Source organism: Nocardia pseudovaccinii, assembly GCF_050942345.1.
Lineage (GTDB): Bacteria > Actinomycetota > Actinomycetes > Mycobacteriales > Mycobacteriaceae > Nocardia > Nocardia pseudovaccinii.
On record NZ_CP192074.1, the window covers coordinates 453276 to 477772 of the forward strand.

Sequence of the window (24497 nt, forward strand, 5' to 3'; positions counted from 1 at the left end):
TATGGAATGACTTCCCAGGACCGCCTGGTGTGGCGGACCTCGAGCTACAGCGGAACGAACGGTGGCCAATGCGTCGAAGTCGCTTTCGGTGGCAGATCGGTGTTCATCCGCGACAGCAAGTACAGGCGGAATCCCGCCAATGATCTCGCAGCTGAGCCGATCGTCGAGATACCTGCGAAGCACTGGGATACGTTCCTCAACGCGGCCATACGGCACGATGTCAAGATTCCGGTCGGTCTTCCTGTCATTACCCGACACGAATCACGCGAAGTAAGCCTTGCCGCTGCGAATGGCACCACGCTCACCTTCACGGCTGCCGAGTGGATCGCTTTCACAGCAGGAGTCGGGGACGGCGAATTCGCAACCGCCGCCTGATCACCTCTATCTGTAGGTAGGGTCTCAAAACTCGTGGCGGAGGGGTCAGCCTTCTCGCCCGAACCCCGTGCCAGGGCACGGAAACGACTCGCCCGGCTACGCGGGAACGGGTGCGCGGTGCTGTGGCTGTCGCCAAGAGAAAGCCGACCCGTTGACCCGCGCGACCGTACGTACATCGTCACCGAACCGGCCACCGCCCACGAAATCGGACCAGCCGTCTGACCACTGGCCCGGGGCGTGCACCACGCACGGTGCGCGCCTAGCCGAAACCATGTAATCGGCACCACGGAATCGGCAATTTCTGGTGTGTTGGGTTGGCGCACTGTAGATTTCGGTGGCAAGCACGGGCGGGGAGGACTCGTCCCGAACCTCATGGGGGTTTGGTTATGTCCGGCAATTTCGACGTCCGTGGTTCCGATCTCGAGGATGAACTGATCATGGCGGAATATCGCGGTACCTCCGAACGTGTCAACGACGACGGGGACCTGGCGGAGGCGGGCATGATCTCCGAGGTAGACCTACGACTGTGCGGCTACCGCAAGCAGGATTTGGAGTCGCTTTTCGGTCCTCGCACCGAGATCACAGCGAGTGGTCGCCAAGTATGGAACCTCGACCACGTTCGTGCGATCGAAGCCCAACAGCGGGCACCGTTTCGCGGACGCATCATGCGGGAGCTGCGATACTGTCGAGATATCGAGACCGCCCTTGGGGCACTTGAGCACATGTTCGACAAACTGGGCCAGCCCGCGATCGAACGGTAGAGACATCGAGTCAGGTTAGTGTCGGAATCGGGTGTGGGCGAAGGGGTACCACAGATGCAGCCTGTGGTTCTGAGCACCATTGATTGGCAGTCCTTCACGGTCGACGTCGAGTTGAGCAGTTCGATCGTCGCCGGAGCCGAGCCGGATCCGGGAGTCCCCGGCTGGTCGGGTTCGGCCCAGTACATGGTGGTACCGAGGACTACGACGGACAGGACCACCCAGAATCTGTCGGCGCTCCTGTGCGGGACGCCGCGATCGCCTCGGGCCGTGCGCTACCAGAAGGCCAGAGTGCTTGCGCCTCGGGCAATCTCCCAGCGCTTGCGTCTTTCAGGGTGGCCGTACACCAGCCGCCATTCAGTAACAAGTCCGCGCGACTCAAGTGCTTCGAGCGCATCGGGAGCTGAAGCTAGCACGAAATTGCCCCCGCCCCTGCGCCCCGAACTCCCACCCGGCGAACACCTCGCGCTCGCACCGGCCAACACTGAGGAGCCGAAAGTCGAGCCCGATGCGCGGAAGTGAGGTCGCCCGATGCGGCTACTACGGTGCGGGCATGTACCAGGGCCCTGCGGAGCACAACGACCTGCTTGCTGGGCGCACACCACTGCGGCCTGCCTGCTCCGTGTGATCGGTGCTGGTCTTGCTCGATATGACGCGACTCTGGTCATGAGACAAAGACTTCAATGCAGTAGTTGTCTGCTAGCAAACCGCCTTATCCAGTTTCAGCGGCAGTCGTCCAGGACGAGAGATTGTTGCTATCAACTGTGTGATTGCTGACACTGCTCAAGATACTGGCCCGGCTCGGGTTCGCGTGCGCCGCCGATGGTTCCGCGTCGTCGCGGGTGCGGCGAATGTTTCAAGGTGGGGTGATCGCCGCGCGATGCGACACCACGGTCTTGGCGTGTCTGCCCGGCGTGTCGAAGATTGTCTTCAGATGTCGGTGGGCTCGGGTCCGGAGTAGGGCTGGCCGATGGCGGTGACGAGCTGGACGTGCTGGTTTTGGGTCAGGTCGGCGATGCTGATGCGGTAGGACGCCAGATCGCGGCTGTCGGGGTCACGTCGGTGCAGCAGGTCGTTGACGTGGCGGCCGTAGGCGACCTGGGTGCTGGAATTCCAGAAGCGCTGGAAGTCCCGGATGGGGCGAAGGTGGCGCATCAGGGCGCGGGCTTGTTCGGAGTCGCGGTAGGTGCCCAACACTGCTCTGACGACGGCGACGGTGCGGCTGGCTTCGTAGCGCCAGTCGGTCAGGATTTCGCGGGCGTGCGGGCTGAACACCCATGCCCGCACATTCCCGTTCTCACCGATACCCGCGAGCCATGATCGGAATCCGTCGGTCGAGGCCAGGATGTTCCACAAGGGGTCGACATAGGCTGCGAAAAGATCCCGTCGCTCGAGCGCACCCAGGTAAGTCATGAGGCCGACGTCGTCGTGCACACACCGGCGAAGGCTATCGGTGGTGGGCAGGTGCTCGGCGGGGGTGAGTAGCTCACGCAGGTTTCGTGTGCGCGGGGGATCGAGTTCGTAACCGGCGATGATCTTTTCGAGGGTTTCAGGTTTCGGTGTGGTGCGGTCGGCTTCGATGTCGGCCAGGTAGCTGGTGCTGATCCCGTGACGTTGCTTGGCAACCTTGCGTGAGAGCCCCAACTCGGTGCGGATGTGGAAGCAGGTGCTGCCCAGGGTCGGGATGTGCGGTAGTGGCCCGCGTCGTGTGTGGTCGTGTGCACGATGTGCTGGATTCTGGCTCATGTGCAGAGCCCCCCGTCCTTCTAGAGTCTTCCGGAAGAGATCTAGCAAAGGTTACGATGATTGGTTGCCCCCAAGATGATCTCTTGTTCCTACCAGACGGTCTCTAACACGACAAGGTTTTTCGTCGTGAGATCGCAATGAGGTAGCTCACCACAAGCCATCCATGGTCGTGCTCCGGCCGCGAATCAGTGTGCCGCGCAGACGATCCAGCAAAAAAATTCATTGACGATTCCAGCGACAATTCACCGGCAAACCCGCTGGACAAGCCCAGAATAGCAATTTGACGATCTGATCCTCACCTAAAAATAGGTGAGCGTAAACCCTGGCATTCCAAGCGGTTTCACGGTTTGGATAGAGAAGTAAGTTCAAACCGATTGAAAGGAAACCAACGTGGATCCCCTCCAGATGTTGAACGACGGGCTGATCGTGTTGTCCAACGGTCTGACCGTGGCAGCACAGGTGCTGTCGCTCATCTTCGCCTTCCTGTGACGTGAACACCTGAGAAGCGGCCTCCCAGAAGCACTTTCGCCTCTGGGAGGGCCGCCGAAGACACGCGCCCGCCCCCGCTTATTCACCATTCTTTCTCATTTATCGCCCTGACCGATGAAGGGTTTATTCGGCATGTCCAAATTACGGAAATCCCCCCGCTCACATGTGCCGCAGCGCGGTGTAATCGGCGATGTGCACCGAAACCGCGTGCACACCAGTCTGTCTCGTGGCGGCAGGACGGTTGTCGCTGGTGCGGTGCCTATCGTGATGCTGCTGTCGGCAGCGACCGCGAGCGCGATGAGTACGCCTGCGGCGATCACTGATCAGCCCGGTGTCACCAGCCCCGCACAGCCCGGCACAGCCACCCCAGCTCCGCCGCCGGAACCCGTACCGCCCCCGCCGGTGTACTACTCCCAACCCCCGGAGATCCGCAACGGATCCGGGCTACGCCCAGCACCAGCGGTGGATCAGCCTGTGGAGCCGATCGCGATCGAGGATCTGCATTTGCCCGAACCGGTGGAACCGGTAGCACCGATCGAGGCGCCGGAGAACACGATTCGAGTCGGGCAATGGGAAGCACCGCGCCCTGACTGGCTACCCCCGGAGTGCGCGGACGCCATCAACGACACGGCGGCAGGCGCTGAGGCACAGGTCGCGACTGCCCTGGATTCGGTCGGCATCCCCGCCGGACGCTCCGATCGGGTCAGCGGTGCCACTTTGGGTGGTGCCGCCCTCGGTGGTGCTGGTGGCGCGGTCGTTGCCGGAGCACCGGCCGCAGCCCTCGGCGCAGTCGTCGGCGGCCTCGTCGGCGGCACCATCGGCGGAATCGCCGGTGCCGCACTGGGCACGGTGGTGGCGGTGCCGGTCATCGGAACGATCACCTCCGGTGTGGCCGGTACCGCGGTGGGCGCGGCGGTGGGCGCGGCAGTCGGTGCGATCGTGGCCGGTGTTCCCGCCGCCGTGGTCGGCGCGGTGGCCGCTGGCACAGTGGGTGCGGGGTTCGGGGCCGGTGTGGGAGTAGGCCAACCATGACCGGGATCCGTGTCCTCACCGCGGTTGTGCTGGCGGCTTGCACGAGTGCGTTGTGCGCACCCGGGCCGGGATCGGCGCAACCGCCCCCGCCTGGACCGGGGTGCCCTCTGTTGTGGGTGCTCGGGGTTCAGGGCACCGGGCAGTCCTCACCCGGGGCGGACCCGCTGGCCGATACCGGCATGCTCGGCGCGCTGCTCGGTCCTGTGGTGGCCGCTGTCCCGGATCTGGTGGCGCGCAGCTACATCGCCTATCCCGCCGGGTTCGGGGGCGCGGTCGGCACCGGCGGCGGCACCGACGCCTACGCGGACTCGGTCCGCGAGGGCGTCGCCGCGCTCGAAGCCGCCGCCGACCAGATCGCCGCCGCGTGCCCGGACACCGCATTGGCCGCGGTCGGGTATTCCCAAGGCGCGCAGGTGGTGTCGGAATTCGCGCGGGCTGTCGGCGCGGGCGAGGGACCGGTCCCGGCCGAGCGGGTCGCGGGCATCGCTCTCTACTCCGATCCCGACCGCGCCCCGGGATCGGCGGTCTTCCCCGGCCGCCCCGGCCAACTCACCCCGGACCCCGCCCCGGGCACGTCCGGGGTGGCGGTGTCGGGGGTGGCGATCACCACCGCGCCCACCTCCGGGCACGGGATCGCCGCCGACGGTGTCAGCTACGGCGCGTTGACCGGCCGGGTGGCCGATATCTGTGTCGATGGCGACTTGAGTTGCGCGGCACCCGATCACGCCGCCCTGTTGCGGATGGCCGCCCAGATCGCCGCCCAGGCCGACCTGCGTGATCCCCTAGCAGCGCTCGGCTCGATCCAGGCACTGCTGTCGGGTGTGCTCGGTGACGCCTGGACCACCGTGGTCAACCGCGACTTCCGGATCGGTCCCGGCGTCGTCGATTACGTGCCCGAGGCCAGTCTCGCCGAGCGGCTCACCGCCGCCGCCGACCCCCGCACTCCACCACCATCTCCGGAGGAGGCGGGGGCCGCGACGGCCCGGTGGGCGCAGATCACCGGGCTAGTGGCGGGGGATCCGGTCGGGCAGTTGCCGAAACTGGCCGGGCAGCTCTCGGGCGCGTGGGGGCAGTTGGTCGCCGACAACGTCGATCTGATGAATCCGGCTGTGTGGCTTCGATACTCCGACGTGATCGGCCGCCACACCGGTTACGCCGCCGCCGGACAACTCGCCAGCGGAGTCGCGTGGATGACCGCACTCGCCCACGACCTCGCCGGGAGGCAGCCATGACCAGCGACTTCTACGACACCCCGACCCTCGCCCCTGACGGCCGCCCCGGGGACCTGGTGCGGACGCGGCCGGTGTTCGTTCCACAACTGACCAAGGCGGCGGGGGCGTGGCAGATCGTCTATGTGTCCACCAATTCCCGTGCCGAACGCATCCCCGCGTCGGGGATCGTGCTGATTCCGGAGGCGGTCGCGGAGCCCGGTGCCACTGCGATCCTGGTGTACTGCCCGGAGTTTCGCGGACTAGGCGGGGTGTGCGCGCCGTCGCAGCTGCTAGCGATCGGCGCTGAACCCGACACCGCCGGGATCGAAGCGGCACTGGGGCGGGGGTGGGTGGTGGCGGTGCCCGACGGTGAAGGACTCGGCGTCACCGGCCACGGACCGCATACCTTCCTCGCCGCCCGCGCCGGGGGCCGGATCGTGCTCGATCTCGCGCGTGCGGTCTATCGCGGTGCGGACCTCGGTGCTCCGGTCGCACCGGTACTGGCCTGGGGATACGCCGACGGCGGGCGCGCGGTCACTGCCGCTGGGGAACTGCACCCCTGGTACGCACCCGAGGTGGATCTGCGCGGCATCGCCGCCGGAGCCGTCGCCTCCGACCTCGCGGCACTGGCCCCCGCGTTCAGCGAGGGCGCGGGCGCGGCGGTGGGGCTGGCCGGGCTGATCGGACTGTCGCGAGCCTACGAGCACATCCCGCTGCGGCACGTGCTGACCGAGGACGCGATAGCCGCCGTAGGCGAAGCACAACACCTCACCAGAACCGAACTGCTGCAACAGTTCCCGCAACCCCTGGCGCACTGGTGCCGACGCACCGACCCGTGGAACGATCAGTGGTGGCGACGTGTGCTGGCGTTGGAAACCCTCGCCCACACCAAGCCCGTGGTGCCGCTGCATCTGTATCACGGCAGTGCCGATGCGATCGTCCCGGTGCAGGCCGGGCGTCGCACCCTCATCGCCTACCGGCAACGCGGAGCCGAGGTCTCCTGGCGCGAGTACGACGCCGGCCACCTCGACACCGCGAGCACCGCCAGCAGCGATGTCCTCGCCAGACTCGGCGAGGACATCACTCGCCGGCCGCCGGACACGGGCCGTGTTCCGCCGGACTCCGAGCACGCGGCCCGCCCCTAGAGACCCGGGGAACCCTGCCCGCACCCCGAACCCCCCTCCCGGGGTGCGGGCAGGCCCGGCGAATCAACCATTGCGAGAACAACTCCCAATAGGGGGAGGTCAATGATGTTCGGCAAGAAGCCCAAGCCCAGTGAGCCCGACCCGTGGGCCTGGCTCGAGCAGCCACGAATGGCACCGGCCCTGCACCTGGTGTCCGACCCCGATCTCGACCCCGACCCCGATCTTGATTCCGAGGCCGGGGTCGGGGTCGAGGCGAGTCCGGAACCATCGGCACGAGAGGGTGGTCGCTGGCTGGTGGCGTTGCCACAGACTCCTGACGCGGCAGACACAGCGGTAGCACGGCCACTGTGGAACAGGGGCGGGTATCGGGTGCCGCGGCGTGTGTGGGCCGCGTTGGCGGCCACTGTGGCCGTGATGATCGGTGTGGTGGCCGTATGGGCCGACGACGCACGCAATAACGGTGATCCGGTGCGCGTCACGGCGGTAGCGCCGAGCGCGACAGCAGCAGCGACCGAGGGGGCGTGCACCGGGTTGTCGGGCACCCTGGTCACCGACCGCCCCGCAGACACCACCGCGACCGTCGCGGGAGTGATCGCGGCGTTCGAAGCGGCCTACTACATCGATCGCAGCGCCGAGGCCGCGATGCCGCTGCTGGCACCGGAATCCGGGATCAACTCCGAGAAGCTCGCCGCCGGGATCGCCTCGATCCCGATAGGCAGCACCCATTGCGTGGCGATCACCCCGATCTCGGCCACGACCGCGAACGTGCACGTGGTGCAGCTGGGTCCAGACCGGCAACGGGTGGACTACCTCCAGGTCATCAACACCCGCCCCGGTGACGGTGGTGGACTGCTGATCAGCAACGTCCAGGGGCAGGGATGACCACAACGCCAGCACAAACCCCCACCCGCCGAATCCGCCCGCTACGTCGGAACTTTGAGTGCCGTCGGACACTCTCTGTCGTGGCGGGCACGAGCGTGTCCTCGTGAGCCCGACACCGGCGGGCGCGGGCTCGCAGGCGCCGCTGCTGATCGCGGTCGCGGGGCTGGGGCCGCGTGCCGGCACCACGACCACGGCGGTGGCTCTGGCCCGAGCCTGGCCCGGTCGCGAGGCCGCGCTGGTTGTGGAGGCCGACACCGCAGGCGGGCAGCTGGCCGAATTGGTCGGGACTGACCCGTATCTGGGGTTGGCGAGCCTGGCTCGCACCATCGACCCGAACGCACCCGTGCAGGCCGACCGACTGCTCGAGCACGTGCAGTTCCTGCCCAACGGCGTGCCAGTACTGGCCGCACCACCCGGCCCGGACGCGACTCGCGCGGGGTTGACCGCCTCGCTGCTGGCCGGTACGCACGCAAGCTGGCGAGCCCTCGGGGCGACAGTGTTCGCCGATTGCGGTGCGTTCGAACCGGATTCGACCCTCGCGCCGGTCCTGGCCGCCGCCGACGCCTGCCTGGTCGTGGTCCGCCCCGAGCGCACAGATCCCGAACGCGCCGCCCTGCGCATCCTGCGACTCACCGAGTACTGCCGCAGCCGTGGTGTGCTGCTCATCGGGGCCAGCCCGCACAACGACTTCGCCACGGCCCTTGCCCTGCCGGTGTTGGGAGTCCTGCCCAGCGCGCGGGACTCGGCCGTAGCGCTGGTGCACGGGACTCGGCAGCCGCGTCGCGGTCCTCGTTTGCTCCCGGCCGCCCGCACCATCGCGGCGGCCGTGCGTGAACAGCTACGTCCGACACGACCGGCCAGCAACGCCCAGCAACGGTGCATTCGCCCGCCGACCCGCCAGCCCGCCGCCGTCGCTCGCCGCGGCTCGGCCCCGTCGCCCACGGTGTACCGGCTCGACCCCGCCACCACACCCGCGCCCGTAGGCCCGCGACCGTCGCCGGACACGGCTGCGGCCCGCACCCAGCCCCCCTCCGCTCCCGTCCGCGTACCGGCACCGGGTCACACCGCACCCAGCGACACCGAGGCCCAGACCCACCCGCACGAGGACGACCGACCCGCCGACCCCGGTGCCCCGCAACACCATCCCGAGCCCCCGAGCCCGCCGCCGACGATCCCCAGCACAGCGCAGCGCAGGGGCGAGCCTGTGCTGGCGATCAGGATCTTCGGGCCGACCCGGATCCTCTGGCGCGCACCCGGGGGCGGTGAGGATGTGGAGATCACCGCCCGCTTGCAGCCACGCAGCCGGGAGGTCCTCGCCGTGCTCGCCCTGCACCCCGAGGGACTGAGCCGGTCCAAGCTGACCAATGTCCTCTGGGGTGAGCATCCCCCCGACCGGCTCAGCGGCGCGCTCACCAACACCTTGAGCCGTCTGCGCACCGCCATCGCCACCGCCACCGACGGCCAGGTCACCGGACTGCTCACCGACGACCGGCTGCACTACCGGCTCTCCGAGATCGGGATCACCGTCGACTATTGGGAACTCACCGCGGCCGTGGCCGAACGCCGCCGCGCCAGCGGTGACACCGACCAGGCCGCCGCGTGCCGCCGCATCGCTGCTCTGGCGACCACCGCCCTGGCCACCGACCTCACCGACGCCTGGGTCGAACCGCTGCGCGAAGCCGCGCGCCGCGACGGTCTCAACGCACTGAGCTGGCTGGCACGCAACACCGAACTCGATCCCCGCGCCACCCTGGGCCTACTCGAAACAGCCATCGAGAAAGACCCCTACAACGAAATCCTCTGGCACGACATCCTGCGCCTACACGCCCGCCTCGGCGAACACGACGCCCTCGCCCGCACCTACTCACTGCTCACCCATAAACTCGCCGAGATCGGCGAATCCCCGAGCCACGAAACACACCAACTCCTCGAACACCTCCGCCACACCACAAAATAGAATCCATCAACACCGATCACCATCGGACGGAGGTGAGAGAAACGGTGGCCGCACACCCGAAATACTCGGAATCACAAATCTTCTCGTCGTGCAACACTAATTCTGGACAGAATTGTTTATATAATGACAATGTCGCTGTTCCGTCCTTGAATAATCGTCCGATCCGGGATGGATATGCATTTGATTCTCGGTATTCGAGACTTATTCGGGCGACGTCGTGGATAAATTCTGGAACGGGTCACTGCTCCGCGATCTTGGCGTGGTCAATTGGTGGGTCATTCCGTGGGGTCTTCGGTGGGGCATTCCGTGGGGCGGTCAAAACGCCCCACCCGGACGCGGCGAAACCCCTGCTCATACGGTATATCTCCGGCTGGATGTCATCCAGGATTGTCTATATACAAAGCTATATAGACATGCTTCACCGGCGGTCGCCCCGGCCTCCTCGCGTCCATGCCGGGCTTGTTCATACCCTTGCGGATATCTATGTGTCCCCCTTTGTCCTGTTCATCTCTGTCATTCTTTTTCTTTATCTTTTTATTTCGTCGTCGGTGTCGTCGTCTCGATTGAGCTTGGCTGTGCGCATTTCATTCCTGCCTTGCATTGTCGAATAGACAGGCTCGCGGAAGAAATTCCGGAAATTATTGTGTTTTCGGGTTGCGGTCGCGCTGCGAGCCGAGCTAGCGTCGAGACGTGCCCCGGAATTCGCCGGGGAATTCACGAAAATCCCATTGGTGACCTCGCCACACGTATGCCACGATCCGCGTGATGTGTACGTGAAATTGGGTTCGACTTTCAGGAGATGAAATGACATCACCCGCTGCCCCGGTACCCGCTTCCGGTGCCCGGTTGGGTAATGGTGAATTGCGGCGCATGGTCGCCGGTGTCCTGGCCGATAATCCGGGGCGCGAGCATTCCCCCCGCGAGATCGCGAAAACCCTGGCGCGTTCCTCCGGTGCTGTCGGCAACGCACTCGAGGCACTGACCACCGCCGGTCACGCCGACCGCACCGGAAGCGCACCGCGCCGCTACCGCGCCAACTCCCACACCGCCGCCGCCGCTACCGCCCCCGCCACACCTGCCCCGGCGGCCCCTACCACGCCCGCTACCCCGGCCCCGGCGGCCCCCGCCCCCGCCGTGCCCGCCCCGCGTAAGCGGCCCCGTGCTGGCAAACCGACGAGCGGGCCGGTGGCGCGTCCGAACGGGATGCTCTACCACCCGCGCAAGCTCGCGGGTAGCGCTGATGTGGATGTGTTGCGGACCATGCGCGCCGGTGAGGTCCCGGTGCTGCTGTACGGGCCGCCCGGAACGGGCAAGACGTCGTTGATCGAGGCTGCGTTCGGTGACCTGCTGACCATGCAGGGCGATGGCGACACCACGGTCGCTGATTTCGTGGGCGAGTACACCCAAGCCCCGGACGGCACCTTCGTGTTCGTGCACGGCCCACTGGTGAGGGCGATGCGTGAGGGCAGGGTGCTGTTCGTCGACGACGCGACCCTCATCGCCCCGAGCGTGCTGTCGTGTGTGTATCCGGCGATGGACGGACGCCGCGAGATCGTGATCAAAGCCAACGGTGGCGAGGTCATCACAGCCGAGCCCGGGTTCTACATCTGCGCGGGCCACAACCCCGGAGTGCACGGGGCGACCCTGTCCGATGCCCTGGCGAGCCGTTTCGCGTTCCAGGTGCAGGTCTCGAGCGATTACGACCTCGCCACCAGCCTCGGGGTGAATCCGTTAGCGGTGCGGGTGGCCCGCAATCTGTCCACCCGCCAAGCCAAAGCGGAGATCGGGTGGGCACCGCAACTGCGGGAACTGCTGGCGTTCCAGAAGATCGCCACCGCCACCAGCGCACTCACCGCCGCCGCCAACCTCATCGGCACCGCGCCCGAGGAAGACCGCGCCATCGTCGCCGAGGTCGTCAAAACCGTTTTCGGTGCCACCCTCGAGCCCTTGTCCCTGGGCACCCGCCTCTAAAAACCCACACCCCCGCACCACTACTCGGAGATAGGACACCCCCCGCCATGACCACCGCCCCGCACGTGATCACCACCCCCACCGCCCCGACCGCCGCACCACCCGCCCGCACCGGGTGGGAAACCCTGTCCGATGCGATGACCACCGAAACCCCGGCAATCGCCGACCGCGCCGACCTCACCGTGGTCATCGCCCCCGGCGCAGCCGACGGGGGGCTCGCGATGTTCGTTCCGGCCCTGGCCACCATCGCTATCGAGGGCGCGAACCTGGGCATCGACCCTGCCACCGCCCGCCCGTGGCGCAATGCCGACCGCAACCGCTACGCCCCCACCTGGGGTGCGCTCACCCACGAATGCGCTCACGCCACCCACAGCCGCTGGACCCCACCCCCGACCGCGCACCCGGAAATCGTAGGGGCGGCACTGCTGTTGGAGGAGTCCCGCATCGAGGCCGCCCAACTACGCCGCCGACCCACCGACCGGCACTGGCTGCGCGCGAGCACCCGAGAGCTGGTCTTCGCCGACACCGGCGGCGAACTGGCCACCGCCCAGCTTGCGCCCACCCGCTACGCCGCCGCCCACACCGCCGCGCTCATGCTGGCCCGCATCGACGCGGGCGTACTCGACACCACCGAATGCGCACCCGCCACCACCGCCATCGAGACCGTGCTCGGCCGCGACACCCTGCGGCAATTGCGGACCCTGTGGCGCATCGCGCACCGCCTGTCGGACACCAACACCACCGGCATGATCGAACTCGGGCGACGCTGGGCCGCACTGGTCGGCCCCGAACCCCACACCACCCCGCAACCAGGCTCCCCACTGGGCGAAGCTGTCACCGGCGCACTCGGGAACGTCGCGAAAAACGTTGCCGCGCATCCACTCCCACCCGACCCGGCAGACGTCGCCGACCGGGCCGCGCGACAGGAGGCCCGCCACACCGACCGCGCCGACACGACAGCGGCGAATGTATTCGGCAAACGTCCCCGCACTGGCCGGAGTACCGGGCGCACCACCCGTGTGCCTCGCGACAATGAACGAGCCGCCGCGCGGGTGCTGGCGCGGGCGCTGAATACCGCGAGCCAGCGCGAGCGTGCGGTCACCAAGACCACCTCGGCGCTGCCGCCGGGCCGGTTGTGGATGCGTGGGGTGCTGGCGCGTGATGCCCAACGCGCAGCCGGGGCGGTTCCGACCGCGCAACCGTTCACTCGCACCACCCGCAAATCCGTTCCGGTGCCACCCTTGCGGATCGGGATCGCGTGTGACGTGTCGGGGTCGATGGACGACTACACCGCTGAGGTGGCCTCCGCTGCTTGGATCATCGCCACCAGCGCGAAACTCGCAGTGATGCCAGCGGAAACGGCCACACTCACCTTCGGTGAGAAGGTGCTGCCGGTCACCTACCCCGGCACCGCGCCGCAGAAGGTGACCGACTTCGCCGCCACCGCCCTCTACGAGGCCATCGATACCGCCATCGATGCCCTCGACGGTGCCCTCGGACTATCCCGACCGGAGAACACCCGCCTGCTGGTCATCATCTCCGACGGCCGCTTCCGTGCCGAGCCCCGCGCCGCCGCACAGAAGCGACTGGACCGGTTGCGCGCCAACGGCTGCGCGGTGCTGTGGCTGACCCCGAACGTGACACGGGCCAAACCGCTGACCGGCGCGACCGTGCACATACTCACCAACCCCGCCGACACCGCCGCCGCTATCGCCCGCGCCGCCGTGGCAGCGGTACGCACCGCATAACCCCGCCACCGTGGCGCGGGGCAGTGAACCCCGCGCCACGCTAGCGGCCCGCCCGTTCAGGTACCCGCTGAATCTCGCTTCCCCGCAAGCATTTTCGACAACCCATGCAATCCCGGAAGGAACCCCCGCGATGACAGACGATGACACGGCAACCGCCCCCGCAACCATCCTCACAGCCCCCGGTGCCGACTGACAGACTGCCCGATCCGGGTGGGTGATGAGGTCACACCCGCCGATCAGCCCGACCTACGCGCCACGGTCACCGATGTGCACCTCCGCAACGGCATCCTCGTGTGCTGGGTGCGAACACCGGAAGGCGCGCGTGGTCGGGCTCATCCGTGGCATCTGCTGCCCGCCGACGGCGGCAGCGAGGGATGGCACCAGCAGATGCGCGAGCTACTCACGGCCCAGCGCGCCCACGCATCCGACCTCCACGAGTCGCGGCGTGACCAGCTCGCCGACCAGGCCGAGGCACTCGCTCAGCGGCTCGCCGCCCTGGCCACCACCCTGCGCCACGGGCAGCTGCCCGACCCCGGCGACGACCCAGCCGAATTCGACGCCCGCGAACTCGACGCCGACCTCGCCGAACTACACGACCTGCACACCGACCTCACCACCGCCGACCTGATACCCGACGACGACTGACCAAAATGCGGAAGAGTCGAATTCCTCTCGCAATATTCGAATTCCGGCGACAGACGAGAGGAATTCGGTCGTGGATCATTGTTTTCACGTTCCGCTTGACATCGGCACGGGTATCGAGCGTCCATAGTGATGGGAACGACGCCGAACCCCCGGGGGATTTTCCCCGATACGGCGTGGTTTCCGCCCCGGCCGGGACATGACCGAAACATCCACCGAAATCCCGTAATTCATGGAGGGACCCGTCATGTCCGCACGAATGAAAAACAAAAACACCACCCGCCCGGCACCGGGCACCACCGACCCGACCACCACCACCACCACCGCTGCGGGCGGCGATCCGGTCGCGGGTGTGCCCGTGCTGCGCACCGACACCGAGAAAGCGTTGTGGGTGGCGTTGGGCAATAATCCCGGATTCACCGCCGACGAGTTGGCGGGTGCGGCCGGGATCGCCGGTTCCACCGCGCGACGCATCCTGTTGGGCTGGGAAACCGCCGGGACCGCCCGCTCCCACCGCGACCCGGACTCCCCACGAGCGGCCAAAACCTGGACCACCGTCGGAAAGGCCACCGCCGCCGAACCCGCCGAACCCGCCGGGACGAAACCGGTTGCCGTTGAGCCGACCGCCCCCGCCGCCGTTGAGGAAGCAGAACCCGTTGCCGTTGAGGCGAGCGAACCCGTGATCGGTTCGGTGTCTTCGCAATCCGGCGCGACGGCGCAGCCCGACAGCGGCACCGCGCCCGAACCCGCCGACCCCGGGCCGGACACGGGACAGCCGGACACGGGACAGCCGGACACGGGACAGCCGGAACCGGCCGTAGCCGCCCCCACGGGCGACGAACCCGCCGACCCTGCCCCCGACACCCAAGCCCCCGTTCCCGATGCGGCAGCGGCGCAACCCGAGTCACCGGAGCGGCTGGCTCCGGGTGCGCTGCGGGGACAGGTGGAGGACTTCCTGCGCGATCACCCGGACACCGAATTCAGCCCCCACCAGATCGGGAAAGCGATCACCCGATCGAGCGGGGCCGTGCACAACGCATTGGTCAAGCTCACCGAAACCGATGTCGCCACACAAACATCGGCCGCGCCGAAGAAATTCCGCTTCGCCGCAACGTAACCGAGCGACACGCGTGGCATCGGGGCAACTGAAACGACCGATGCCACGTGTTTCGCCCCACATTCGCACCCTTATCGAATCGCATCGACCGATCCACCGATGACAGGAGACTCTCAATGACGAATTCCAGCCACCCGCCCGACGGACAGGCGCGCGCCGAGTTGACCAAATACGCCGACAGTAAGAGCACTGCCGAACTCGGATACACCCTCGAATTCTTGGATCAGCTCGAAGAATTCAACCGTGTGTTCCTCCAAGAGCCGGGCGGGCTGGGGACCAACGAACGTCTGACTCGTGAGGTTATCGTCGACACGCTCTGCCAGCGGCACCCGGAAATCGCTGCGGCATACCAGATATGGAAACAAGACACGGCGAGCACGGAAAAGACCGGCGACATCGTGGCCGCCGCGATCCGAAGCCTGGGGCCGCGCTACACCTACCAAGAGAACGGCGAGGTGGTGTGCGGCACCCTCGCCGAATACGCGGTTGCGTGGCAACACGCGCAAGCGATCACCGGGCCGCACGCGACACTGTCGCCGGAGCTGACAACCCAGGACGGTCACAACGTCGCGGTCGAGATCGATGAGCTCGACGGCTACGACAACGGCATCACCAGCGGAGTCGTGTACCGGTTCACCGCTGGCGATGACGTGATCGCCCACCATGTCCCGGACACCCCGCCCGCACCCGCCGATGCCGTCGGGTCTGTCGGTGCCGCAGACGTGGGAAACAACGAGCCCGACGAGCGGGTGCTGATCGCTCACTTGGACGAGTCGTTCACCTACTTCGACACCGGAGAACGAGTACAGGCCACCCGCAATGTTCGTCTGCGGATCGTGCCGCCCACCGCGTGTGAGCATGACAACGGCACCATCTGCACGGAATGCGCGCCGTCATGGCAGCTCGACCACGACTTCGACGACCCGTTCCCGTTCCCGCGCACCCGACGGGTAACCATCCGCGAACTGCTCGACACCGGACAACTCAAGCCGGGCCAGACCCTGACAATGCCCGATTCCAGCCTCTCGGCTGTGATCACCGCCGACGGACTGATGCTGCCCGACGGCCGTGTCTTCGACAACCCGTCGGCCGCCGCCAACGCGATCATGAATTCATCGCCAACGCCTCCTCGAATGCCCCTGGCAGAGTTGATAACACCCGATGAACCGCCAATCGGCACACCGCCGAGTCCGTCCCCGGTCGGCTCGCCCGAGGCACCGTCGGTGAGCTGGCATGTCGAGCGGCTCAGCCACGACCCCGGCTGCCCCGACCGCGACCGAGTCGTCGTCGTGGCCATCGACGCCGACAACGCCGAACAAGCCGAGCGGCGAACCCTCGAGTGGGCTCGACACCCCAACAGCCCGCTCAGCGAGCACATCGACGACATCACGGCCAAGGCCATCGATCGCATAGGCCCGCACCGTTGGACGGTAGCCCTGGCCCTCAAAACGGATCGACGATGAATTCCACAACATTCGCCCTCGCCACCGCCTGACCGCTGCCTTGTGCGGCCCCGGGACCAAGGGCTCGGCCCCGGGGTGCCGGGCACCGGTCATCTCGTCCGATCTCGTTTGTCATTTCATGGAAAGGCTTTACCGGTCATGATCATCACTTCCACCCCGGCCGTCGTCGCGGCGGCGTTGCATCAGGTGTTCGCGTCGTCGCGCCACGGCGTCGACAGTCTCGAGATGTGGCTGGCGGTCACCGCCGAGGCCACCCGCCAACTCACCACCCCCACCGAACCCGCCGAACCCGATGCACCAGCACAGTGGGTTCCGGTGTTCACCGTGTACCGCAACCAGCGCACCGACGCCGACTACCACCCCGGGATCGCCGCCGTACGGATCACCACGGGGCCGCTGACCGGTATCACCTACACTGACCCCGGCAGCGCTGCCCGCGCGGTCACCACCACCTACCCCGCCCCCGACGACCCGGTCGCGCTGGTGCCGACGTGGCGGCTGCGCGTCAACCATGCCCCAGACCCGCACACACGCCCCCGCCACGACCCGATGAACCACTAACCCGCCCGCACCCCTGAAACGGCCGGTGGGGCCGAGCAGAAGATCTGCTCGGCCCCACCGGCCGCTTTATTTGTGCAAGGGCTGGTGTGTCGGTCTATGTCGCGTGATCGATGGCGTGTTCGAGCCAGTCCAGCAGCGCGGCGGTGGCGGTGGCGTAGCCGTTGACGTGGACTCCGGTGGCGGCGAATCGGGCGGCGTCGCTGCCCTGGCGGGCCAGATCGCCCAGCGCGGTGCTGGTAGCGGGACTGGTGGTGGCGGTGTAGGTCTGGGCGAGCGAGCCGAACTGGGTTCCGGTGAACGCGGAAGCCGTGGCCGCGAGGATGTCGGTGACGACGGTGACGACGGTGACGACTCCCGACAGCGTGAGCAGCGCCGCGAGAGGGTCACCCGCGGCGAGTTTCTGAAGGGCGCTCCAGGCGATCTCCTGTGCTTGCCCGATGTCGGTGGCGATCCGTCCGATGTCCAGACCCGCGAGGAGCCCGACGATCTGAGCGGCGACCCCGACCCAGCCCGAGGCGTCCAACGGCGCGGCCAACATCAACGCCCGAGCCACCAGATGCAGATCGATACCGGCGACCATGCTAACCAGGGGGTTGAACTGGTTGTTCAGGTCTCCTGCGACCCGGTGCAGGCCGGGGATGTCGCCGGTGGCGACGAGCGCGGGTAGCTGGGCGAGGTCATTGATGATGGCGGGCAGGTTCGCGGCGAACCCGGCCAGCCCACCCAGCACGGTGACCACCTGCTCGATGACCTGCGAGGGATTCAGTCCTGCGGTTGAGGCCGGGATCGTGGCCGGTGCTGTCCCGCTCGTGCCCGTGCTCGTGCTGGGCATCGCGGCCGACGTCGAGTCCGGGACTGGGGTGGAGGTGACGGCGCGGCCTACCGCGGTGAGGGCCGGTGATGCCTGGGGTGAGGTCGAGCAGTAGAGGTCACCCTCGGCGCAGAGAGTGCGGACACGGTCGGTGAGGTCACCGAAGTTGTGGGGGCGGGGACCGGCGATGCCCTGGCCGGACACGGGATCCCCGAGCTGGGTGGTGGTGGGGTCGCGGCGCGGGTCGGAGACGAGTCCGACCGCCACGACTCGGGAGGCGGGTATTGGGCCTCGGTTGTTGCCGATCGCGGTGGCGAGGTCACCGACGATATCGGCGCCTTGGGAGTAGCCGGCGAGCACCACCCGCGTACCCGAGCACAATCGGGCGAGGGTGGCCGTGAGTGCTTGTCCGCCTTGGATTTGCGAGGTGGCGTAGGGGGCCGCGTCGGCGGTGTAGGCGAGAGTGCGCACGTCGATGGCGCTGCCGTAGCGCGCGGCCAGGCCCTCGGCGAGCGGGGCGAGCATCCCCACCGGCCGCGCCGGGTCGGCGGCCGGGGTGGTCTCGGACGTGCCCGGTACCAGCAGCGCGGTCCAGCGCGGGCAGTTCGCGGCGGCGGGGGCCGGTGTCGGGTCTGCGGCGGCGACACCGGCCCCGACGACGGTCGCGGTGGCGACGGCGGCGCACAGCAGCGCACGAGCGAAATGGTGGGTGCGGGCGGTCCGAGAGTGGGTGTGGTGGCGGGTGCGCATGGTGATGCGATCTCCTGTCCGGGGTTGGAGTCGGTGTCCTGGTGCCGGGATTCGTGGTCTCCGAGACGTTTTCGAAAGGTCGGGGTAGTGTTCGGTATTCGTCGAACAGCGAGCCCCGGCGTCGGGCTACGGTGAGGCGCGCGAATCGCTCTGTGCCGCAGGGGGAATGGCGGCGGGGCGAGTAGCGGCGTAGTAGTCGTCACCGGGATAGCGGTAGTCACTGACTTGGACCGGCTGTCCCACATCCGGCGCGTGCACCATCCGCCCGGCTCCCAGGAACAGGCCGACGTGGTGGACGTTGTTGTCGGTGGTGCCGTAGAACACGAGATCACCAGGGGCGAGCTGGTTTTCGGGGATGCGCGCGCCGGTGTGGATTTGGTCGTAGGTGGTGCGAGGCAAGGTGATTCCGGAGGTCCGGTAGGCGGCTTGGGTGAGCCCGGAGCAGTCCCAGCCGCCGTTGATGGCGGGGCCGTTGCCGCCCCACACGTAGGGCTGGCCGAGCTGGCCGCACGCGAACGAGATCGCTTGTGCGGCAGCGGGGCTGGAGGCTTGGACGGTTCGGCAGTCGCCGCTGCCCGGTGGTGGGTCGAGCCGGTAACGGCTGGCTTGGGCCAGGACCTGGTCCACATACCAGTCGGCGTGGTTGTAGGCGAAGATCGCCGCACGCAGATCAGCGGGTGCGCCGGAGTCGCACAGGTAGTGGGCGGCGGCGTGGATGGCGTCACTCGGGTTGTAGCGCGAGGGCGGACTCGCCCCACCCGCAGGCAAGGGGTGCCTGGTCACCACGGCATCGAAGGTCGGGTCCAGGAACTGCATCAGCCCCCCGGCCCCGGCGGAGTTCTCCCCGGTCTGCACGCCTGGTAGCGGTGAGCGGCCGTGGTCGGTTTCGATCTTGCCGATCGCGGCGAGCACCGACCAGTCCAGGCCAGGGCAATCACCGGCGGCGTTCTGGTAGAGCACCAGCAGCTCCGGTGGGATGTCTTCTCGCGCTTGGGGGCTCGGTGTGCTGCCCGCCCCCGCGGACGAGCCGGGGGCGGGCAGGGGCTGGTCGTAGACGATGACGGTGGTGACCACGGCGGCGATCACGACGACACAGAACACGACCGCGGCAGATCCCGCGCCGAGGACCTTGACCAGCATCGCCTTCTCACCGGCCCTCGAGGGTCGGCGGATGTGGTGGTGGCGGCGCGAGCATGACCTGCCCGCCGAGGGTGGCCGCGCTGGGCTCGGCGTCGATATCGGTGCCCGGCCCGGTGCGGCGCGGCCACACCGCGGCCAGCTCGTGCAGGCGCAGACGGCTGGTCTCGGTTGTGTCGAGGGGCAGCCACACCCGGTCGGCGGGGCTCGGATCGGTTATGGAGGCCAGCAGTTCGGCGGCGGCGGTGGCGACCGGCACCGCGTCGGGGTCGGGCAGCCGTGCCCACGTCTGGGCCACGGCGTGGCGCGCGCTGGATTCGCGCAGAAGAGTGGGCATCCAGAGCAGGACGGGGGTGATGACGCCGGTGGTGCGGGCCAGCTCGCTGTAGCCGTGCAGCTTCGCGGCGACGCGGGGCAGGGCGGTGGTGGCGAGGTCGTATTCGAGAAAGAAGTCCAACACCAGCCCGGTGTGGGTGTAGCGGCCGAAGGCGTCGGGGCGAGCGAGGTCGCCCCACAGCCGCTGGCAGCGGGTCTGTGACCACCACGCCACCACCCGACCGTCTCCGTCGTGGTGGTGGGTGGTGAGGGTGGTGAACCATTGGTTGACGCCGAGGGTGTGGGTCAGGTGCAGGCTGTGGGCGATGGCGAGGGTTTGTTGGTGGTTGTAGCCGAGTTCGCGGACGCTGGTTGCGGCTTCGGCGGCGAGGACGGTGGCTCCGGCGGGTGCGAGTGTCCAGTGAGAGGGGGCGCTGCCTCGGGTGCGCAGGGGCCGGAACCGGTCCAGGACCCGGTAGTCGTGGAGTATCGCCAGGCGGCGGCGGGCGATCTTGGGGGTCGGGAAGGCCAGCTCGGCGAGCTGGCCGGTGGTCAGGACGCGATGCTCGTGCAGCATCCGCAGAATCCAGCGGTCACGGCCGGTCAACGGAACCACCACCTTCTCCGATCCCGAGGGCCGGGATCGGGCGGGGCGGGGCGCGCGCAAATCGGCTTGCCGATCAGGGTGGGCGATCATCGGCGTGGTTGAGCCTTTCTCGGGGACGAGGACGCGGGGAACGGCGTCCTCGTCCCCGGGGGCGGGGCGGATGGGGTGTGGCCCGTTAGGGCAGCCGGGGGTCGCGTCCGGCGGGTGCCGCGCCGTTCGGGACGGCGGGTTTGCCGCCGGATGCGGGGTTGTCGGGTGTGGTGAGGCGGGCGCGGGCGGCGGCGGCGATCTCACGGGCACGCCCCGGAGTCGGCGCTGGCAACGGCCGGGTGGTGAGGGTGAACGGTCGCGCGTTCTGTCCGTCGACCAGCAGCCGTGCGGCGGCGTGGAAGGCGTCGAGATGGGTCAGGTCGTGCTCGGACAGCCACGGGTCGGTGTGGCGGGCCAGATCACGGGCGTCGTCGGGGGACACGGCGAAGATGATTTTGTTGCGGGCGTTGGCGGAGATGCCGTCGCGCAGCTCGCGGGAGAGCTGTCCGAGGTTCTGGTGGGCCAGTAGCAGTGACAGGCGTAGTCCGCGGGCTTCGGCGAGCATGTCCTCGACCGGGGTGGACAGGTTCAAGAAGTTCTGCGCCTCGTCAAGGACGAGCGCGGCGTCGGGGCGGTCTGCGGCGGGAATGCGGGCGCGGGCAGTCACCGCCTGCCAGGTGCGGGCGACGAGCAGGGAGCCGACCAGGCGGCTGGTCTCCTCCCCGAGTGAGCCTTTCGGTAAGCGGGCGAGGCAGATTCCGCCGTGGTCGAGAATGTCGGCGAATTCGACGGTGGAGGGTCCGCCCGCGATGGCCGAGCGCACGAACGGTCGCAGTAGGAACGCCCGCAGTTTGTTGAGTAGTGGCCCGATGAGTTGGGCTCGGCCGGTGTCGGTGAGTTGTTCGTAGCTGTCCCAGAATCCGCGCAGGACCGGGTCGGCGGTGGTGCGGGTGACCCGGTTGCGGAAGGCGGGTTCGGTGAGCAGGCGAGGCAGATCGGCCAGGGTGGCGGTACCAGGTTGGGCGCACAAGGTGAGCAGGCTCGCGCGCATGATGTCATCGGTGCGCGGCCCCCACCATTGGCTGAAGATGCGGTGGAACACGGTGACGAGGTTGTCCACCGCCAAATCCAGGCCCGCGCGCCCGATCCGGCCGATGTCGAGGGGGTTCACACACGGTGGCGGTGCCGGCGAGTCGGCGTCGAACAGCACGACCCGATCCCCGAGGCGGGACGGCAGCCGTGACAGGACGTCGGTGACGAGGTCGCCTTTCGGGTCGACGACGATCGTCCCGCGTCCGGCGTCGGCGTCATCGAGGATCATCCGCGCGAGCAGTGTGGACTTGCCGACGCCGGTGGGGCCGAGGATGTGTAGGTGGTGGCGGGCGTCGGAAACCTTGACCCCGACCGGGCGGCGACCACCGGTATCGGCGACACCGAGTGGTTTCGTATGTGGTCCGGCGGTGGGGATCTGGGGTGCCGGGGACAGGGCGCGGGCTCCGGCGCGTTGCAGCCCGGGTAGCCCGTCGTCGGTGGGCAGGTGCGCGATCGTGGCGAGTTCGGGTACCGATAACACGTCCCCGCGCCCGAGCCGCCGCTCGCCCAGCAGCCGGGCGAGTCGGATGCGGTGGCGTCGTCGGTAGTAGTTGTGGTCGGTGCAGGCCCCGAACACCGTGGCGAGGGCGTCGGCGCGTCCTCGTGCCACCGACCGCGCCTGGGAGACCGCAGCCCGGTCGGGATGGTCGGGGACCGGGATCGAGACCGCGTAGCGCACGACGGTCTCCCAGTGCGGGCCGCGCGCTTTCACCGCAGCCGCTCGGGCGGCGGCGGTGTACTCCATCGCGGTTTGCCGGTCGCCCGCCGCCCCGCTTGCGGCGCCCGTCGTGCCGCTCGGGCGTGCGGGCCGGGTGAGAGGTCCCGGGGCCAGCAGGTTCAACACATCGCGCAACAGCGCGACCACGAACCCGGTGCTTGCCCCGGCGGCTCCGGCGGCCCCGGCTTTGCGGGTGGCGCGGGCGACGCGGCGGCCGGTGACCGGGCGGGCGAGGATCTGCACGCACGCGGCCTGGCCGGGGGCGAGGTCGTCGGCGGCGGTGATCAGGTCCCGCACCAGATCGCCGCTGTAGTCGGTGCGCAACGGCAACCCTTCACGGCGGCCCAACCGCAACTCACCTCCCGCCATGATCCGCCGGGTGTCATTGGCGGGGTCGGGCAGCGGGGGTCGGGTGGTCTTGCTGGTGTCGGTGTGCGCGCCGGGCCACGCGGAGGCGACCGCGCGTTCGATCAACCCGGGCGGAATGGCACCGGGGACCCAGAGCCGGATCGCGGCCCCGTCTTCGGGAGTCACGGTGTACTCGAACCCCAGATGCGGCTGCCCCAACAGCAGCCGCGCCCACGGCGGGCGCAGTTGCCCGATCAGATGCGACCAGAACGCGAGCGCGCCTTTCGCGTCGACCTCGGGTGGGGTGAGCACGGTGACCTGTCGAGCACGCGCACTCAGCCGGCGTCGCCGCAGCCTCGCCACCGCCCGCACCGCGGCGAGCACCCCGGCCACCCCCAGAACCACTGCGATCGCAGCAGGCGAGAACACGCCGTGCACGATGGTGTCGGCGAGATCACGCAGAACCGCACCAGGTGTGAGAATGAACCGGCCCAGCCACCCCCGCTCAGGGCTCGCAATGATGGTGTTCACGCGGCCACCGCCCCGGACTCGCCAGCGGTCGCACCCGCGCCCCAGAACGGGGCTGAGCCATACTGGAGTACCGCACGAGAACCCCGGGATTCGGTTGTCGCCGAGCAGTTTTCGGGCTTGCGGAGGATGACGACGTCCTCATGCGCGATCAGGTGCATCGGCAGCCCGGCCGCACGGTTCTTGACGATGAAATCACGCTGGAAGAAACTGCTGCGAGCGACGAGATCCCCGTCAGCGAGCCGCCCCAGTAGCGCGACGCAGCGCTCGACCGGGACCAGCCCGGCCAGGGTGCCGCAGGTGATCAGGTGCGCGGGCAAATTCACCAACTCCGCGTGCTGCCGCCACGGCCGCGCGGTGATCACCACATGCCCGCCCGGGGCGAGGTATTCGGCGGCACCGGTCAGGATGCGGGTGAACCCCGACAGCAGACGGCCGAGCCCGACATTGGCGAGATTGCCGCGATCGAGGACCGCGCCGTAGCGGTGGTTGGATTTGTGCACACCTTCGCCCGCGCGGACACGGACGTGGCCGTGGACGGAGTCGCCATACGGCGGAGAGGTGATCACCAGATCCACCCGCCCCCGCAACTCGGGCGGTAGCAGGGTGCCCAGTTTGCGGGCGTCACCGGTGTAGACAGCGGCATCGAGATCGATACCCGCCTCACGGGCGAGCCCGATGTTGGTGCGCGCCAACTCCGCCCACCGTGTCTCGTATTCGACACCGACCGCGTGGCGGCCGAGGTGGAGGGCTTCGACGAGTGTGGTGCCGATCCCGCACATCGGGTCCAGCACGAGGTCACCGGGACGGGTGTAGGTCGCGACGGCGTGTTGGACGATCGCGGGGAACATCTTCGCCGGGTGGGCCACGCTGTCGGGGTGATAGCGGCCCCGCCGCTGCACCGTGGGCGCGTTCTGGGCCGTCGCCCACACCGACACCGGCACCACGGCGGGACCGGTCCCGGTCGCGGTGCCGGAGTCGACTGTGCCGGGGTTTGTGGTGTCGGGGGTGGTGGAGTCGAGAGTCATCGGGGTCCTTCGCGAGATCGGTCGGTCGGTGGCGCC

The 24497-nt window shown here is 68.3% G+C and carries 19 protein-coding genes; 13 read left to right on the top strand and 6 right to left on the bottom strand.

Annotated features, from left to right (window positions below; translation table 11 throughout):
* The first annotated feature begins 6 nt into the window (after positions 1-6).
* On the top strand, positions 7-375 hold the full coding sequence (locus tag ACQPZ2_RS02100) for a DUF397 domain-containing protein (protein WP_433524053.1): 369 nt from the start codon (positions 7-9) through the stop codon (positions 373-375).
* Between the two features lie 386 nt (positions 376-761).
* A complete protein-coding gene (locus tag ACQPZ2_RS02105; protein WP_433524054.1) occupies positions 762-1136 on the top strand; it encodes a hypothetical protein in 375 nt (124 codons plus the stop codon).
* A 927-nt stretch (positions 1137-2063) separates the two neighbouring features.
* On the opposite strand, the gene ACQPZ2_RS02110 is transcribed toward ACQPZ2_RS02105, so the two are convergent.
* Positions 2064-2879 carry a helix-turn-helix domain-containing protein gene (locus ACQPZ2_RS02110; protein ID WP_433524055.1) on the bottom strand — a complete coding sequence of 272 codons (816 nt, stop codon included), beginning with the start codon at positions 2877-2879 and terminating at the stop codon, positions 2064-2066.
* 621 nt (positions 2880-3500) lie between these two features.
* Here ACQPZ2_RS02110 and ACQPZ2_RS02115 point away from each other — a divergent pair.
* The 11 genes from ACQPZ2_RS02115 (at position 3501) to ACQPZ2_RS02165 (ending at position 17097) form a co-directional block, all read left to right on the top strand.
* Positions 3501-4400 (top strand): hypothetical protein, encoded by a 900-nt coding sequence (locus ACQPZ2_RS02115; RefSeq protein ID WP_433524056.1) that lies wholly within the window; start codon positions 3501-3503, stop codon positions 4398-4400.
* Between the two features lie 116 nt (positions 4401-4516).
* Positions 4517-5632 carry a cutinase family protein gene (locus ACQPZ2_RS02120; protein WP_433524057.1) on the top strand — a complete coding sequence of 372 codons (1116 nt, stop codon included), beginning with the start codon at positions 4517-4519 and terminating at the stop codon, positions 5630-5632.
* A complete protein-coding gene (locus ACQPZ2_RS02125; RefSeq protein ID WP_433524058.1) occupies positions 5629-6756 on the top strand; it encodes a lipase family protein in 1128 nt (375 codons plus the stop codon). Before ACQPZ2_RS02120 ends, ACQPZ2_RS02125 begins: the two co-directional genes overlap by 4 nt.
* Positions 6757-6858: 102 nt before the next feature.
* Positions 6859-7638 carry a hypothetical protein gene (locus ACQPZ2_RS02130; RefSeq protein WP_433524059.1) on the top strand — a complete coding sequence of 260 codons (780 nt, stop codon included), beginning with the start codon at positions 6859-6861 and terminating at the stop codon, positions 7636-7638.
* A gap of 103 nt (positions 7639-7741) precedes the next feature.
* Positions 7742-9595 carry a BTAD domain-containing putative transcriptional regulator gene (locus tag ACQPZ2_RS02135; protein WP_433524060.1) on the top strand — a complete coding sequence of 618 codons (1854 nt, stop codon included), beginning with the start codon at positions 7742-7744 and terminating at the stop codon, positions 9593-9595.
* Positions 9596-10399: 804 nt separating this feature from the next.
* Positions 10400-11566 carry an AAA family ATPase gene (locus tag ACQPZ2_RS02140; protein ID WP_433524061.1) on the top strand — a complete coding sequence of 389 codons (1167 nt, stop codon included), beginning with the start codon at positions 10400-10402 and terminating at the stop codon, positions 11564-11566.
* A 47-nt stretch (positions 11567-11613) separates the two neighbouring features.
* Complete coding sequence (locus ACQPZ2_RS02145; RefSeq protein ID WP_433524062.1) at positions 11614-13314, top strand: VWA domain-containing protein; 1701 nt, start codon at positions 11614-11616, stop codon at positions 13312-13314.
* Positions 13315-13524: 210 nt separating this feature from the next.
* The gene (locus ACQPZ2_RS02150; RefSeq protein WP_433524063.1) at positions 13525-13959 is read left to right on the top strand and encodes a hypothetical protein; all 435 of its coding nucleotides are present in this window, start codon (positions 13525-13527) and stop codon (positions 13957-13959) included.
* A gap of 256 nt (positions 13960-14215) precedes the next feature.
* Positions 14216-15073 (top strand): hypothetical protein, encoded by an 858-nt coding sequence (locus tag ACQPZ2_RS02155; RefSeq protein WP_433524064.1) that lies wholly within the window; start codon positions 14216-14218, stop codon positions 15071-15073.
* Between the two features lie 116 nt (positions 15074-15189).
* Positions 15190-16536, top strand: coding sequence for a hypothetical protein (locus ACQPZ2_RS02160; protein ID WP_433524065.1), 1347 nt, complete (start codon positions 15190-15192; stop codon positions 16534-16536).
* 138 nt (positions 16537-16674) lie between these two features.
* Positions 16675-17097, top strand: a complete 423-nt coding sequence (locus ACQPZ2_RS02165) for a hypothetical protein (RefSeq protein ID WP_433524066.1) — start codon at positions 16675-16677, stop codon at positions 17095-17097.
* A gap of 94 nt (positions 17098-17191) precedes the next feature.
* Here ACQPZ2_RS02165 and ACQPZ2_RS02170 read toward each other — a convergent pair whose 3' ends face one another.
* The 5 genes from ACQPZ2_RS02170 to ACQPZ2_RS02190 all read right to left on the bottom strand — a co-directional run bounded on the left by ACQPZ2_RS02170 (position 17192) and on the right by ACQPZ2_RS02190 (position 24461).
* Positions 17192-18658: a cutinase family protein gene (locus ACQPZ2_RS02170; protein ID WP_433524067.1), complete on the bottom strand. Its 1467-nt coding sequence runs from the start codon at positions 18656-18658 to the stop codon at positions 17192-17194.
* 126 nt (positions 18659-18784) lie between these two features.
* Positions 18785-19798: an NlpC/P60 family protein gene (locus ACQPZ2_RS02175; protein WP_433524068.1), complete on the bottom strand. Its 1014-nt coding sequence runs from the start codon at positions 19796-19798 to the stop codon at positions 18785-18787.
* 7 nt (positions 19799-19805) lie between these two features.
* Positions 19806-20726, bottom strand: a complete 921-nt coding sequence (locus ACQPZ2_RS02180; RefSeq protein WP_433524069.1) for a replication-relaxation family protein — start codon at positions 20724-20726, stop codon at positions 19806-19808.
* A gap of 166 nt (positions 20727-20892) precedes the next feature.
* Positions 20893-23436, bottom strand: coding sequence for a type IV secretory system conjugative DNA transfer family protein (locus tag ACQPZ2_RS02185; protein ID WP_433524070.1), 2544 nt, complete (start codon positions 23434-23436; stop codon positions 20893-20895).
* Positions 23433-24461 carry a TRM11 family SAM-dependent methyltransferase gene (locus ACQPZ2_RS02190; protein ID WP_433524071.1) on the bottom strand — a complete coding sequence of 343 codons (1029 nt, stop codon included), beginning with the start codon at positions 24459-24461 and terminating at the stop codon, positions 23433-23435. The genes ACQPZ2_RS02185 and ACQPZ2_RS02190 overlap by 4 nt, the downstream gene beginning before the upstream one ends.
* Positions 24462-24497 lie beyond the last annotated feature (36 nt).

What these genes read in the sequence shown, in the direction of transcription:
- ACQPZ2_RS02100 (WP_433524053.1), top strand. Translation starts at nt 7, where the DNA reads ATGACTTCCCAGGACCGCCTGGTGTGGCGGACCTCGAGCTACAGCGGA.
- ACQPZ2_RS02105 (WP_433524054.1), top strand. Translation starts at nt 762, where the DNA reads ATGTCCGGCAATTTCGACGTCCGTGGTTCCGATCTCGAGGATGAACTG.
- ACQPZ2_RS02110 (WP_433524055.1), bottom strand. Translation starts at nt 2,879, where the DNA reads ATGAGCCAGAATCCAGCACATCGTGCACACGACCACACACGACGCGGG.
- ACQPZ2_RS02115 (WP_433524056.1), top strand. Translation starts at nt 3,501, where the DNA reads ATGTCCAAATTACGGAAATCCCCCCGCTCACATGTGCCGCAGCGCGGT.
- ACQPZ2_RS02125 (WP_433524058.1), top strand. Translation starts at nt 5,629, where the DNA reads ATGACCAGCGACTTCTACGACACCCCGACCCTCGCCCCTGACGGCCGC.
- ACQPZ2_RS02130 (WP_433524059.1), top strand. Translation starts at nt 6,859, where the DNA reads ATGATGTTCGGCAAGAAGCCCAAGCCCAGTGAGCCCGACCCGTGGGCC.
- ACQPZ2_RS02140 (WP_433524061.1), top strand. Translation starts at nt 10,400, where the DNA reads ATGACATCACCCGCTGCCCCGGTACCCGCTTCCGGTGCCCGGTTGGGT.
- ACQPZ2_RS02145 (WP_433524062.1), top strand. Translation starts at nt 11,614, where the DNA reads ATGACCACCGCCCCGCACGTGATCACCACCCCCACCGCCCCGACCGCC.
- ACQPZ2_RS02155 (WP_433524064.1), top strand. Translation starts at nt 14,216, where the DNA reads ATGAAAAACAAAAACACCACCCGCCCGGCACCGGGCACCACCGACCCG.
- ACQPZ2_RS02160 (WP_433524065.1), top strand. Translation starts at nt 15,190, where the DNA reads ATGACGAATTCCAGCCACCCGCCCGACGGACAGGCGCGCGCCGAGTTG.
- ACQPZ2_RS02165 (WP_433524066.1), top strand. Translation starts at nt 16,675, where the DNA reads ATGATCATCACTTCCACCCCGGCCGTCGTCGCGGCGGCGTTGCATCAG.
- ACQPZ2_RS02170 (WP_433524067.1), bottom strand. Translation starts at nt 18,658, where the DNA reads ATGCGCACCCGCCACCACACCCACTCTCGGACCGCCCGCACCCACCAT.
- ACQPZ2_RS02175 (WP_433524068.1), bottom strand. Translation starts at nt 19,798, where the DNA reads ATGCTGGTCAAGGTCCTCGGCGCGGGATCTGCCGCGGTCGTGTTCTGT.
- ACQPZ2_RS02190 (WP_433524071.1), bottom strand. Translation starts at nt 24,461, where the DNA reads ATGACTCTCGACTCCACCACCCCCGACACCACAAACCCCGGCACAGTC.